The 13,858-nt window shown below is 54.2% G+C and carries 12 protein-coding genes and 1 other RNA gene; 9 read left to right on the plus strand and 4 right to left on the minus strand.

Annotated elements, in window-relative coordinates; genetic code table 11:
* The first annotated feature begins 100 nt into the window (after nucleotides 1-100).
* The 7 genes from VMX96_06290 (at nucleotide 101) to VMX96_06320 (ending at nucleotide 6,368) form a co-directional block, all read left to right on the plus strand.
* Nucleotides 101-802, plus strand: coding sequence for a C4-type zinc ribbon domain-containing protein (locus VMX96_06290; protein HUU63510.1), 702 nt, complete (start codon nucleotides 101-103; stop codon nucleotides 800-802).
* 3 nt (nucleotides 803-805) lie between these two features.
* A complete protein-coding gene (locus tag VMX96_06295) occupies nucleotides 806-2,230 on the plus strand; it encodes a recombinase family protein (GenBank protein ID HUU63511.1) in 1,425 nt (474 codons plus the stop codon).
* A complete protein-coding gene (locus VMX96_06300) occupies nucleotides 2,227-2,643 on the plus strand; it encodes a ribonuclease HI family protein (GenBank protein ID HUU63512.1) in 417 nt (138 codons plus the stop codon). The genes VMX96_06295 and VMX96_06300 overlap by 4 nt, the downstream gene beginning before the upstream one ends.
* A 22-nt stretch (nucleotides 2,644-2,665) precedes the next feature.
* A complete protein-coding gene (locus VMX96_06305; GenBank protein ID HUU63513.1) occupies nucleotides 2,666-3,463 on the plus strand; it encodes an alpha/beta hydrolase in 798 nt (265 codons plus the stop codon).
* 112 nt (nucleotides 3,464-3,575) lie between these two features.
* Nucleotides 3,576-3,948, plus strand: an RNA gene (gene rnpB / locus VMX96_06310) — RNase P RNA component class A.
* 30 nt (nucleotides 3,949-3,978) lie between these two features.
* Nucleotides 3,979-5,586 (plus strand): radical SAM protein, encoded by a 1,608-nt coding sequence (locus VMX96_06315; protein ID HUU63514.1) that lies wholly within the window; start codon nucleotides 3,979-3,981, stop codon nucleotides 5,584-5,586.
* The gene (locus tag VMX96_06320; protein ID HUU63515.1) at nucleotides 5,577-6,368 is read left to right on the plus strand and encodes a biotin--[acetyl-CoA-carboxylase] ligase; all 792 of its coding nucleotides are present in this window, start codon (nucleotides 5,577-5,579) and stop codon (nucleotides 6,366-6,368) included. Before VMX96_06315 ends, VMX96_06320 begins: the two co-directional genes overlap by 10 nt.
* On the opposite strand, the gene VMX96_06325 is transcribed toward VMX96_06320, so the two are convergent.
* The 4 genes from VMX96_06325 to VMX96_06340 all read right to left on the minus strand — a co-directional run bounded on the left by VMX96_06325 (nucleotide 6,362) and on the right by VMX96_06340 (nucleotide 10,781).
* Entirely contained in the window at nucleotides 6,362-8,293 is a 1,932-nt protein-coding gene (locus VMX96_06325; GenBank protein ID HUU63516.1) for an aldehyde ferredoxin oxidoreductase N-terminal domain-containing protein, read from the minus strand. The two genes, VMX96_06320 and VMX96_06325, sit on opposite strands and share 7 nt — an antisense overlap.
* A gap of 50 nt (nucleotides 8,294-8,343) precedes the next feature.
* The gene (locus VMX96_06330) at nucleotides 8,344-8,532 is read right to left on the minus strand and encodes a hypothetical protein (protein HUU63517.1); all 189 of its coding nucleotides are present in this window, start codon (nucleotides 8,530-8,532) and stop codon (nucleotides 8,344-8,346) included.
* 193 nt (nucleotides 8,533-8,725) lie between these two features.
* Complete coding sequence (locus VMX96_06335; GenBank protein ID HUU63518.1) at nucleotides 8,726-9,481, minus strand: slipin family protein; 756 nt, start codon at nucleotides 9,479-9,481, stop codon at nucleotides 8,726-8,728.
* Nucleotide 9,482: 1 nt separating this feature from the next.
* Nucleotides 9,483-10,781 carry a nodulation protein NfeD gene (locus VMX96_06340; protein HUU63519.1) on the minus strand — a complete coding sequence of 433 codons (1,299 nt, stop codon included), beginning with the start codon at nucleotides 10,779-10,781 and terminating at the stop codon, nucleotides 9,483-9,485.
* Nucleotides 10,782-11,148: 367 nt separating this feature from the next.
* On the opposite strand from VMX96_06340, the gene VMX96_06345 reads away from it, so the two are divergent.
* A complete protein-coding gene (locus tag VMX96_06345; protein ID HUU63520.1) occupies nucleotides 11,149-12,384 on the plus strand; it encodes an ATP phosphoribosyltransferase regulatory subunit in 1,236 nt (411 codons plus the stop codon).
* Nucleotides 12,381-13,814 carry an ATP phosphoribosyltransferase gene (gene hisG, locus VMX96_06350; protein ID HUU63521.1) on the plus strand — a complete coding sequence of 478 codons (1,434 nt, stop codon included), beginning with the start codon at nucleotides 12,381-12,383 and terminating at the stop codon, nucleotides 13,812-13,814. Before VMX96_06345 ends, hisG begins: the two co-directional genes overlap by 4 nt.
* Nucleotides 13,815-13,858: the final 44 nt, after the last annotated feature.

The raw sequence follows: 13,858 nt of genomic DNA on the forward strand, positions 1-13,858 counted from the left end.
CCACCATATTTAATAACCCCCCATAACCCATTGGGGGGATTTTTGTTGTTGTTGACAGCCCCACAGCCGTAACTTAGAATGGGACTGAAAAGGGTATGAATTGAGCAAGGGAAGACAGCTATATGATCTCCAGGAGATTGACTCGGAGATAGATGCCAAGCGGGATGCGCTCTCCGAGGTTATGAGCCGCTTGGACGATAGCGAGGTTGTGGATCAGTCGCGCCTATCCCTTGCCAGGGACGAGGAGCGTCTCGCCGATCTGGAGAGGAGTCAGCGAGAGCTTGAGAGGGAGGTGGAAGACCTGCAGGCCAAGGCAGCCGTTTCGGAAGAGAGGCTCTATGGCGGGACGGTGAAGATTCCCAAGGAGCTTGCAAGCCTGCAGGAGCAGGTAGCAAATCTAAAGCGGAGAATGAAGGGGTTGGACGATAAAACACTTGACATAATGTCTGATTTTGAGACAGTGCATCAACAGGTATCCTCAAAACGCCAGGAACTGGCAAAGGTCGAGGAGGAATGGCAAGAAGAGCAGGCCTCGCTATCGCAGGAGCAAGCTGAGCTAAACTCTGCCCTTGCCACCCTGGAGCAAAAGAGAAAAGACCTCGCTTCCAAGCTCGATACGGCGAGCCTGGAGCTTTATCAGGCACTAAGGCGAATACGGCAGGGGAAGGCTGTGGCCAAGGTGGAGCAGGGGGTATGTCAGGGATGCCGAATTGCCCTTCCGATGAGCGAAATGCAGCGCGCCAAGATAGGGCAGGAACTGGTGCAGTGTAGTAGCTGTGAGAGGATTCTTTATCTGAGCTAGGCGATGAAAGCGATCGGCTACTTCCGCGTTTTTTCAGATGCCGAGCAGGGTGCTCCATCTCCCCAAGCTGAGCAGCAGGAGGGATTTCACCAATTTTGCCAAGAGCACGGTTATGGGCCGTTAAAGACCTTCACCGATACGGACTCAGCAGGAAGGTTTAACGACACAGAGTACCGACGCATGCTCCGCCACATCCGAGATCAGCGGGAGAACCTCATCGTTGTGGTGAAAAGCCTCCGTTATCTCCACCCCGACCCTAAGGAAACGGTGCGCTGTGTCCTGGAACTCGACGGCCTTGGAGCCATGGTTAACTCCATAGATGAAGCGCTCGAAGAACCCCTGGCAGCAGCCTTAAATATGTGGTCTACCCAGCGCCAGGGTAAAGGAAGTGGGGAGCGGGTGAGAGAAGCAATGAAGATGAGAGCGATACATGGAATGGGACTGGGCAAACCCCCTTTTGGCTATCGGATCGGCGCCAACCAGAAGCTGGAGGTCATGCCCGAGGAGGCGGAAACCGTTGGTCTTATCTATCGACTATATCTTCAGGAGAATATGGGCGTTCGCCTCATCGCTCGCTATCTTAATGAGCAGGGTATCACTACCAGGAAGGGTAACCGGTGGAGCATCGTGGGGATTCGCGATATCCTGCGCAATCGAGCATATCTGGGGACCTACTCCCGTTTCGGCGTAAAGGTTCCAGGCAGTCATCCCCCGATAATCCCCACCAGCGTCTTCAGCAGGGTACAGGAGCGGCTTTGTGCAAAGCCCAGGCAAGGGGGATATACCCGCAGGCAGCCCTTCCTCCTGGCTGGCCTTGCCTACTGCGGTTATTGTGGCAATAAGATGATCGGGGTGAACCGTAGCCAGACCTGGACCCGGCAGAGGGATGGGGGGCAGAGCAAGGGGGAGTATCGCTATTATCAGTGCCAGTCGAGAGCCAACCAGAGCGTTTGCCAGTACCACACACGGAGAGCTGAGAGTCTAGAGATCGCTGTCCTTGCTGCGCTATGGAGATTCAGCAGCCCCGATGCGCGGGAGCAATTGATTAAGCAACCCATACCCCCTGTTGACGATAAAACAACAGATCAGCCTGAATTAGACAAAAAGCTGAAGGCTCTGGGAAGAAAATTCCACGTGCACCTCGACCAGGCAGCCCGGGGCGTTATATCCCTGGAGGAGCTGCGCGCTGCTGGTGGGGAACTGGTGAAGGAGAGGCAGTTTTTGCAGCAAAGGCTCGCCATCCTTCAGGCTGAGGCGAGTGGGGAGATCACCACAGAGCAACGCCGGCGATCTACCCTCGAGGCGCTGGAGAAGCTTCAGCAGCTGTGGGAGTCAATGACCTTCCCGGCGAGACGAGCCCTGCTTCAGTATGTAATAGAACGCATTGTGGTCTACGATGACCACATAGACCCAATGCTCAGGCTATGATGAGCGCGAAAAACCTGATCATTCATGCTGATGGGGCTTCAAGGGGCAACCCGGGGCCCGCTGCCATCGGGGTTGTCATAGAGGCTGAGCAGGGGAGAGTGGTCGCAAGAATCTCAAAGGCAATCGGCATAACCACTAACAATCGAGCGGAGTACCTCGCCCTTATCGCCGGCCTTAAAGAGGCGCTGAAACTGGGTGCGGAGAGCGTGGAGCTCAAAATGGACTCCGAGCTCATCGTGAAGCAACTTACCGGCAGATACCGGGTAAGAAATCCAGCGTTGAAGCCGCTATTTGAACAAGCCCATCAACTGATGAAGGAATTTCAATCTTCTCCTATCGTTCACATCCCCAGGGAGCAAAACAAAGCAGCGGATGCCTTATGCCGCCAGGCGCTCCGCAGCGCGGGCAATTAAATCACCAGGAAAGGAGATTAATATGCCTACGGTATGGGTTGGCGACATCAACATGTATTACGAGATTCATGGAAAGGGCGAACCCCTGCTCTTGATTATGGGATTGGGCAGTGACCTGACAAGCTGGATATTTCAGATTCCAGAGTTCTCAAAAAAGTACCGGGTGATAGCCTTCGATAACCGCGGCGTGGGGCGAAGCGATGCACCGGATATGCCATACTCCACTGCGATGATGGCCGATGACACCACCGGACTCCTGGATGCATTGGGCATCGAAAGAGCCCATATTCTGGGACTATCTATGGGTGGCTTCATCGCACAGGAGCTTGCCCTTAAATACCCGCAACGGGTGAAAAGCCTGGTCCTGGCTGCGACCGCAGTCGGCCCCTATTCCTGGGCTACGCACGTCCTGGGTATACAGATAAGGCTAGCCCAGGAGGGCGTCAAACAGGAAACGCTCATCACCCTGCGGCTTTCCTGGCTGTTCACCGATAAGTTCTTTAACAACCCGGAAATGGTTCGTAAGGTGACCGATATAATGCTGGCAAATCCCTATCCACAGCCGGTGCACGCCTACGCTCGACAGTTTGCTGCCGCAAATGAGCATGACACGCGGGACCGCATCGGTAAAATAACCGCTCCAACGCTGGTGCTCGTGGGCAAGGAGGATATGCTGCTCCCGGTCAAGATGTCGGAGGAGCTGGCAGCAGGTATACCCAATTCCGAACTGGTTGTCCTTGAGGGGGGAGGACACGGTTTCTTGGTCGAGATTGCGGGCAGGTTCAATCAGGCAGTGATGGATTTTTTAGCGAAGGTATAGAAGAAGTTGCGCGGGCTTTAGCCCCGCCCCAATTCAGAAAGAAAACGATGGCCACCGCCTGACGGATTTACCTTGATATTTTCCCTGCTTTGTAGTAGAGTCTAAAGTGGGCCAGGTGAACCGGGTGACCGCTCCCCGATAATGTCGGGGGGAGGAAAGTCCGAGCTCCACCGGGCAGGAGGCTGGGTAACGCCCAGGGTCCTCCGATAAATCGGGGGATACGGAAAGTGCCACAGAAACATACCACCCCGGCTCGCCGGGGTAAGGGTGAAATGGCGAGGTAAGAGCTCACCGCTCCGATGGTGACATCGGTGGCGGGCAAACCCCCTCCGGAGCAAGACCAAATAGAAGGGAAGAGGACGCCCGGCCTCGCTACAACCCTCGGGTAGGTCGCTTGACCCCGATGGTAACATCGGGGCTAGATAGATGGTCACCACCCCGATTAAATCGGGGTACAGAACTCGGCTTACAGGTTTGCCTGGCCCTTTTGCTTACTAAGCATAGGAGAGAGGCTAGTGTGCGTTCTTCTTATTGATACCCCTTACCCCTTTGTAGAATACCCCAGGCCACCCCTCTCCCTGGGGTATCTTGCCGCCGTCCTGGAAAGGGAAGATGTCGATGTCCAAATTCTCGATTTTCTGGTGGCCGAGTATTCATCTGAAAAGCTTAGCAAAAAGCTCGTGGAATATCAGCCTCAGGTTGTAGGAGTTACATGCTCCACCCTTAACTATCTCACCGCTCGTCAAATCCTCCAAGTCTGCAAGGGCTGTGACCCTGATATTGTTACTGTCATTGGCGGCCCCCATGTGAGCTTTACTGCCAGAGATACGCTTGAGCAAGCCCCTTGGATCGATATCGTGGTTCTTGGAGAGGGGGAGGAGACGATAATCGAGCTAATAAGGGCATTAGAAACAGGGGGAGAGCTTGGGGGGGTTATGGGGATTGCCTTTCGCCAGGATCATAGGGTGGTGCTAACGCAACCACGCCCCTTTATTACAGATGTGGATTCCCTTCCTTTCCCCGCCTGGCACCTGGTTCCCCTCTCAAAATATTTAGCGATTAAGTCCCCTTTAAGTGTGTCTACCAGTAGGGGTTGCCCCTACAGCTGTATATTTTGCTGCGGGCCCCTCATGATGGGACATCGAGTGCGACTTCGCAGTCCCAAATTGGTGGTTGATGAGATAGAGAGGGATCACAAGGAATTTGGCATTAAAGAATTTAGCTTTATCGATGATACCTTTACCCTCAACCATAGACATGCCCAGCAAATTTGTGATGAGATAAAGGCGCGCCATCTCGATATTGAATTAGGTTCTTTCTCCAGAGCTGATCATCTGACCAAAGAGCTACTGGTAAGCATGAGAGAGGCTGGTTTCACCAGGGTTCTCTTTGGGGTTGAGTCCGCGTCTCAGAAGATATTAAACACAATTAAAAAGAAGATCGCCTTAGATGAAATAAGAGAGGGGACAAAGCTTGCCACGGAGAATGGCATCGGTGTTTTCGCAAACTTCATTCTAGGACTGCCCGGTGAAACCCCGGAAACTGCTCGGCAGAGCATGGATTTTGCCCGCGAACTGCGTGAGGAGTATGGCGCTATCTATGGCTTCCACCTATTATCCCCCTTCCCGGGAAGCGAGCTATATGAGAAGGCCGATGAATATGGCATTAGCATACTCAGTAGGGATTGGGCTGATTATGACGCTAATCGACCGATAACGGAGACCGCTGATATGAAGGCTTGGCAAGCACAGGAGATATCGGATTATTACGATCGAGCGGTAGCTTATGCCGGGGCGGAAAAGAGGCACTTGGCAGAATCTGGAGACCTCCAGTCAAAGAAGGAATTGGAGGAAAAGGAAAGCAGGGAGTTCGCCTGGAGGCTACTGAAAGGCGATGTAATCGAGAGGGTGGGAGGGATAAAGATAACTCAGAACCCCGCCCAAGGTGAGCAGGTGGAGGAGCTGGCACGACGGGTGTCACAAAGACTGGCCACCCCTCTAGATTCAGCCCGGCATGAGATGTGGAAGCTGGCTCAGAAAGGCCTGCTCAGGTGTGAGCGGGAAGGGAAAGGCTTTGTTTGGAAATGGGCTAACCTAAGCCATGATGAGGGAAAATGGCGGTGAACGATATTCCTTTAACTTCAATCGTGGAGAATCTGAGGACAAAGTTCATCGGCCAAAACATCCTTTATTATCCGGTCACCCCCTCCACTATGGATGCGGCGAAGCAGGCAATAAGGGAAGTTGCAGCGGAGGGAACCGTTGTCATCGCCGACCACCAGACTGCAGGCCGGGGGCGACTGGGCCGTGAGTGGCTTTCACCCCCAGATAGTAACATCCTGCTATCTATCGTTCTCTATCCAATGCCGGAACAGCTCCCCCGACTCACCATAGCCGCTTGCCTGGCGGTGGCACAGAGCATCGAGAAGGTCACCGGTCTTGAGACCACCATCAAGTGGCCCAACGATGTCCTCATCGCAGGAAAAAAGGTGAGTGGTATTTTAATCGAGAGCGATGCTCACGGGGACAGGGTTAACTACGCCATTGTGGGCATCGCCTTAAATGTCAATCTTGACCCCACCACCATCCCTGAGATTTCAGAAACGGCCACCAGCCTCAAGGAGATGCTGGGCAGGAAAGTGTCCCGCAGGGAGATGCTGATAGCACTACTGGATGAATTTGAAACGCTATATAATGCGCTACGCCGCGGCGAGCCAATCGATCGTGAGTGGCGCCAGCGCCTAGAAACCTTGGGGCAAAGGGTTGCGGTGCGCTGCGGTGATGAGGTTCAGGAGGGCGTTGCCGAGGGGGTGGACGAAGATGGCAACCTGCTGCTCAGGCACTCCGATGGCAGCCTGATGACCATTGCCGCCGGTGATGTCACAATCAAATCATCGAATTATTGAGCCAGCAGGCCCTCGCTCTTCAGTTTCTCGGCAACCTCTCCCAGGCCCAGCTCCTCCAGTTTAGCCCTTTTCTGAAAACCTGTAGAAACATCCCAACCACGGATCTGGTAATACTCATCCTTCATCTGTTCAAATTTCTCCCGTTCCACCACCATTCCCTTCCTGGAAAGGGTTTCGCCATCCCTGCCAGGCACTATGCAACCTGGGTTGCCAAAATCGCCCTTTAAGGGGACGGTGTAATTGAACTCCTCCAGACAGTCACCCTCTCTTCCCCTGTGTCCTTCCCTGATGTGAATAGCCCGCTGCAGGTTGAAGACCCTCTCCCCGATTTTGTATAGCCCCTGCTCATCGATATCCCTTCCCGTTACAGCAGCACAAACCTGACTCTCTAAGGTGGGGTCTCCAACATGGTCTTCAGAGAGCCCGCTGTAGGAAATGGGCCAGGTGAAATCGCACAGGATGAGGCACTCCTTGGCATACTGACGCTCCTGAATCTTGGCAGCGGCCAGGGCCTTACCTTCATAGGTGGAAAAGTCGGCGGCCATCTCGCCCCCCCAGAAACGCTTCGCTATGGCGCGCATAACATCGGATGTAACACAGATATTCTCCATCCCCGCCGCCCGCATCGCCCACAACATGTTCAGAATACTGATCTCATGAAGCTGTTGAATGGGCTGCCTCGGTTCCATGGCATAGAAGAGGCCGGTGGTAATATATAACCTGGCCCCATAGTTGTTATTGTAGCCAGTCCTGGTCATATAGTCGGTGATCAATTCTTTGGCCTTACTGCCCAGGGTTTCCGCCGCCTTATGGGTGCCACCGGCAAGAACATCGCCAAACCCCTCGCGGTGGGATACCTTCCTGAGCAATGCCTCGATGAATTCCCTGCTTCCCATCTTAGAGAGGGGTATACCGGTCTGCTCCTCGGTTAGGATTCCAGCCTTATAGCACCTCGAGAGCCACATTATCATAGTCTCGATGGCGTGGGTATCGACCCCGTATTCATCGCAGAGCTTGGTGGCCTCAAAAGGAACCTCGTTGATCTCCCCATAATAGCGCTGTGCTCGAACCTGATAGAAAAGACTGGCCTGGCACATGAATTTGCCGGTTACCCCGCTCATCGCCCTGTAGGTCAGGCGCATGCACCCGCTGCCGCAGCCATAGCACACATCCTTCTTCATCATGTCCGGGTTCACCAGGGGGGGCAATATCATCTGCTCGAACGAAAACCTGCTCTTTAGTTCAAGGCGCAGCCGTTCCCTCAGTTTCCGGGCCTTCTCCGCATCATCCACGGCGATCTTTCGCCTGTTTCCCCTTACGGCAATGGCCTTCAGGTTCTTGGAGCCCATCACTGCGCCTAACCCACTGGAGCCGGTGGAATCACCATCCGCCATCAGAATAGCAAAGACGACTCCGTTCTCACCCGCCGCACCTACGGTCACCACGCGAAATGCCTTTCCCAGTTCCTGCTTCAGTCTCTCCCGGCAGGAGATGGCGCCCATGCCGGTAAGATGAGTCGCCTCCCTTATCTCCACCCGCTCCCCATCTACCAGCAGATAGACCGGCCCATCCGCCTTCCCATAGACCACCAGGCCATCGTAACCGGCAAATTTTAGCTCGGCACCCCAGGAGCCACCCAGATTCGAGTAGGAAAATCGATCGTGAATGGGGGATTTGCCGCAAACCTGCCACCTTGAGCCAGCGAGACCTGGAACGCCAGCAACGGGACCGGTTATGAATATTAGCCTATTTCCCGGATCGAAGGCATCGATCCCCGGTGGAACCTCATCCCAATAGATTTTAGCAGCTATCCCTCTCCCTCCCAGAAAGAGATCCTCATAACCCTCGGTTGGCACCCTGTCAACACTCCCATCAGAGAGATTTACCCGCAAAATACTTCCTGCATACCCCTTGGAATGAGTCATCTTCTCCTCCAATCAATTCCTATAGAGGATACCGTTGATGCCCTATATCGCTATTCTTGTAACTCACAGTCCCAACCGGTAGGAATGCCGTATGCCATGCCACTTAGTACATCGCCTCCACAAGCAGCGAGCCGAACGCTAGTGCGGGAATAGTACACACCACGCTCCACCACATGGCAGTAGCAGGCGTTGAGTCCCAGTGGGATAGCACCCTGCTTCCCTATATAACCGAGGCACAACACAAGCTCAAGCCGGTCGGACTATAGGAATTGCCGTATTGACCTGGCGATCTAGTTACAATTATCTATTGTTACCGCTGTCCTAGATCTCCATCTCTGCCCAATGTTTGGCTACACAGAGTGCCTGCCTAATTACAGTTTTTCAGCTACCCCTAATTTCTCAGTTTAGACCATAAATCAGATCTGTCCCCCCTCAATCCTTCTTTTTTGGTATGAAGGCGCTGAGCAGGTCCAGGGGCAGGGGGAATACCAGGGTATTGGTCTTCTCGGTGGCGATCTCGGTAAGAGTCTGTAGATAGCGCAGTTGCAGCGTTGTCGGCTCCCTGCCGATTATAGCGCCCGCCTCAGCTAGCTTTACAGAAGCCTGCAGCTCGCCCTCAGCGTGGATGATCTTGGCGCGCCGCTCGCGTTCCGCCTCAGCCTGTGCCGCCATCGCCCGCTGCATTGAGCTGGGCAGCTCCACATCCTTTACCTCCACCACACTCACCTTGATTCCCCAGGGCTCCGTCTGCTCATCGATGATCTGCTGCAGCTGCTGATTTATCTTTTCGCGGCGCGCCAGCAGCTCATCAAGCTCGGATTGGCCCAGCACGCTCCTTAAGGTGGTCTGAGCGATCTGGTAGGTGGCCAGCCTGTAGTCAAAGACCTCAATTACAGCAGCCTCCGGGTGCATCACCCTGAAGTAGACCACCGCGTTCACCTTGAGTGTAACATTGTCCCTGGTGATCGCCTCCTGAGAGGGAACATCCATGGTGATAGTACGAGTGTCCACCTTGCGCATGCGGTCGAGGAAGGGGATGATAAAGCGTATCCCCGGTCCTCTAGTCTTCTCCAATCGGCCCAGCCGAAACACAACGCCAGCCTCATACTGGTAGACGATCTTTATGGACGCCGGCAGCAGGATGAGCAGTAGTGCCGCCACTACGGCAATAATTATCACCCAATCCATATTATTCACCTCCTCTATTTTTCTTGACTACCCTTAGTTTTAAGCCATCGACCCTGGTTATCACCACCTCCTCTCCTATCTCAACCTTTCCTTCGTCCAGTGTTGCCTCCCAGCGTTCCCCGTGCACAAACACGGTTCCTGTTGGGTCGAGGGTTGTTCTGGCTACCGCCACCATGCCCACCATCGCCTCTCGCCCTGTCTGCTGTCGCCTTCGGTGGGTGCGCAGGATAGCCCCGATAACAAAGACGCCAACGATGGTGAACACGATCACCACCCCGGCGATAACACCTGGACTTATCTGGAAAAAGGGACTGCCCATCAGGATCATCGAGCCCACGGTAAACGTTGCAATGCCGCCCATGGCAAGCAACCCGTGACTGGATATAAAAACCTCTGCCACAAATAGCCCAAAGGCGAGAACGATCAGTAATACCCCGGCATAGTTGACCGGGAGCATCCCTAGGGAATAGAAGGAAAGAAAAAGGCAGATGGCACCGACGACCCCGGGGAAGATGGTCCCCGGATGAAACAGCTCCAGCATGATACCGAGCATCCCCAGGCTCAGCAGGATGTAGGCGATATTCGGGTCCGCGATTGTGAAGAGAAAGCGCTCCATGGCACCCATGTCGGTGTAATCAATTTTGGCACCATCGGTCTTAAGGGTGACCTCCTCCCCGCTTAATAGTGTCACCTGCCATCCATCAAGCTGGATGAGGAGGTCATCCAAATTATTTGCCACAATATCTATAACCCCCAGCTCCAGGACCTCCGAGGCGGGACTTGACCTGCTCTCCCTTACCGCAGCCTCGGCCCAGTCTACATTGCGACCTCGTGCCTCTGCAATGCTTATGATATATGCAACGGCGTCGTTTACCACCTTCTGCTCCATGGTCTCATCTATCCCATCCTCGCCCAGGGCCACGGGGTGGGCGGCCCCAACTTCGGTGCCCGGTGCCATCGCCGCTACGTGAGATGCGAGTGTGATAAATGCCCCCGCCGAGGCAGCCCTCGACCCTGGCGGAATATAGACCACCACTGGAATATTCGCCTCCAGGATACGCTGCACAATGTCACGCATGGCACTGTCTAACCCCCCTGGCGTATCCATCTCAATGACGCAGGCGGTGGCGCCATGCTCCTCAGCCAGCCCGATTCCGCGGTCAATATAGCCAGCAAGGACAGGGTTTACCGTCCCCTCAACCCTGAGGACATCCACCTGTGGAGTGGCCGCACTAGCTTCCCCGGGTATAAAGAGGATGAGCAACCCGAGCGCTATAAGGAAAAGCCAGAGCTTTCTCATACCGGATGCTACCTTAGATTATCAATTCATTATAGTTGGGTGGTATTCTTTTTACAATCAAGTGTGCTCATCCATTACACTGGTGATACATTATCACTCGTTTATTGAACCCGCCATCACCCCCCTCCGCTTTGCGAGAGTCCGATTTATCGGACGATTTAGGCCGAAGCATCCCCCGATATAATCGGGGTCGGGGAAAGGAATCTAATATTTCCCACCCGCCCTCCCTGATATGTATTTATGGGGGACACCCCCATGCCCCCGCCAGAGGGGAGACCCCTCTGGACACCCCTCCCATCAGGCCACGTTATTGAAGGCGGTAGCATATTATTGTAGAATAACCAAAGCTTTGAAAAAGGTGGTAGGGATGAAAGTGCCAAGATGTAAAGGGATGCGTGATCTGCTTCCCGATGACATGGTGAAGTTTCGGCAGATCGAGGAGGTCTTTCGCCGCTGCTCGATAAAGTGGGGCTATGAGGAGGTGAGAACCCCGATGCTCGAGTATCTCCACCTTTTTACCGCCACCGGGACGCTGACCCCGGGTATGCTTGGCAGAGTGTATTCCTTCCTTGACTGGGATGGCTGGAGTGGCGAAAGGGTGGTACTGCGACCGGAGGGCACTATCCCCACCGCGAGACTATATCTGGAAGACTTCGCTGGTGACGAGATATCCCGGCTTTCCTATGTGGGAAATACCTTTACCTTTGAAGAAACGGGAAGGGAGCAGAGGGAGCGCTGGCAGTGCGGTGTTGAGCTCATCGGAAAAAGCCAGCCCCTCGCTGATGTGGAGCTTGTGCTTCTAGCCTCGGAGGTGCTTGGTAAACTGGGACTCGGTCCCCTGGAGGTAAAGCTATCCCACGCTGGCTTGATCAAGGCGCTCATAGAGGAGCTCGGATTGGGGGCTGCGGAGCAGACCCAGATATTGGACCAGGTGCTGGAGGGTAATATAAAGGCACTGGGTGATATTGAGACCCAGGATGCTGACCTAAAACAGGCGCTAGCCCTTTTAATGGATGTCACCGGGAGCTCTCCCGGCTTTCTGGAGAACGTAAGGACAATCCTTGGAAATGCCCTGCCCAGGTTTGAGCCTAGCCTGAAAGACCTTGCCAGCATTGCCGAGCTACTTGGCGCTATGGATTGCCCCTACCAGATCGATATCGCTTCAGGTAGAGGCTTTGAATACTATACAGGGGTAATATTTCAATTCGATATCTCCAATAAGCGGGTTGGAGGAGGGGGAAGATACGATGACCTGATCTCGCTGGTGGGTGGACCTTCCATTCCAGCATCGGGTTTTGCACTGTATATAGATCAACTGATGGATCTCCTGAAGCTGGAGGAGAGGCCGGTGCCGGGGATCCTGATCCAGTACCAGGAAGGCAGTATGACTGGGCTCAAGTCCTGCTTTGAGGTGGCTCGCTCACTGAGGGACTCGGGATATATCGTTCAGCTTGACCAGGGACAGAAGGCGGTGGGCGATTATCGATGGCTTCTTACGGTGTCAGGGAAGGGCCTTTTCCGCTTAACCGATCAGGCTACCGGTGAAAAGCATGAACTTGCCTCCGAGGCGGAGATTCGGCAGGCAATGGAGAGTTCCGGGTGAAGCTGGCGCTACCGAAGGGGCGACTCTTAAAGGATAGTGCATCTTTACTGGAGAGGGCAGATGTCGGGCTTGAGGGGTATGATAAGCGGTCGCGCTCCTATCGCCTGAAATCATCCAGATTCCCCGACCTGTTTTTCAAGGTGTTCCAGGAGCGGGACATCCCCATTCAGGTGGCTATTGGAAACTACGATTTGGGAATCTGCGGGCTGGACTGGGTGGAGGAGCTCATGGCGAAATACCCCAGCGGCGAACTGGTGAAGCTGAGGGACCTGGGGTATGGCAGGAGTGATATTTATATAGTTACCAGCGGGCATTCCGGTGTCTCCTCGCTTGAGGAGATCAACGATAGATTTGCTCAGGTGCGCATCGTCAGCGAGTATCAGAACATGGCGGAATCATTCGCACGAAGGCAGAGGCTTAGGCGTTTCAGTATTCTCCCAATATATGGTGCTGGTGAAGTCTACCCACCGGAGAGCGCCGACCTAGCAATAATCACTGAAGCCTCTGCGGGCAGCTTTGCAAGCTACGACCTGGTTCCACTGTCGAGGATCCTTACCTCAAATGCTACCTTAATCGCCAATAGGAACAGCCTGGCAAAGGCTGATCTGAGCGAGTTCCTGGGATGCCTGCAGCCCTTTGCGGCGGAAACTAAATCGGGGACAGTTTTACCCGCCGCTGGCGAGGTAAAAGGAGGAAAAATTCAAGCGGTTAAAGGGCTAGGGGACAAGGTAGAGGGCAGGGTCGGAGACAGTGAAGTAACTCGCCTAGCCCTGCCCGATGGGCACCTGTTGAAATCGGCCGCGGAGTTCCTCGAAAAAGCAGGCCTAAACATCCGGGGGTACTCGGGGGCACCCGCCACCCGCAGGCTGACCACTGATTTGCCCGGAGTTATGATCAAGGTGATCAGGCCCCAGGACATGCCACTCCAGGTAGCAAATGATAACTTTGACCTGGCCATCACCGGCGAGGATTGGCTTAAAGACCACCTCTATCGCTTCCCCTCAAGCCCGGTAAAGGAAATCCTAAAACTGGGGTTCGGGAAGGTAACCCTGGTTGCTGTGGTCAGCCAAGATCTGCCCGCACGCGACGTCCATGAATTGAGGGACCTGGTCACGGGAGGTTATATTCCCTCTCTCAGGGTAGCTTCGGAGTATGTGAACATCGCCGATAAGTATGCCCGGGATAATCACCTGGGGCGCTTCAAGATAATCCCCACCTGGGGGGCGAGCGAGGCCTTTCTGCCTGAGGATGCCGACCTGCTGATCGAAAACACCGAGACCGGTGAGACCCTGGCGAGGCACAACCTGGCGGTTATAGATACCGTCTTTGAGTCCTCGGCATGCCTTATCGGACACCGGGACACTCTTTCCCATACCTCGAAGAAAGGCGGAATCGAACGTATAATAGATATTATCAGGAAGGGCTGCTAAAAGTAGAAAAAACGCCAGATTGGTAATTTCCCCACAGACTCGAA

The organism is Dehalococcoidia bacterium (genome assembly GCA_035528575.1).
Classification (GTDB): domain Bacteria; phylum Chloroflexota; class Dehalococcoidia; order E44-bin15; family E44-bin15; genus DATKYK01.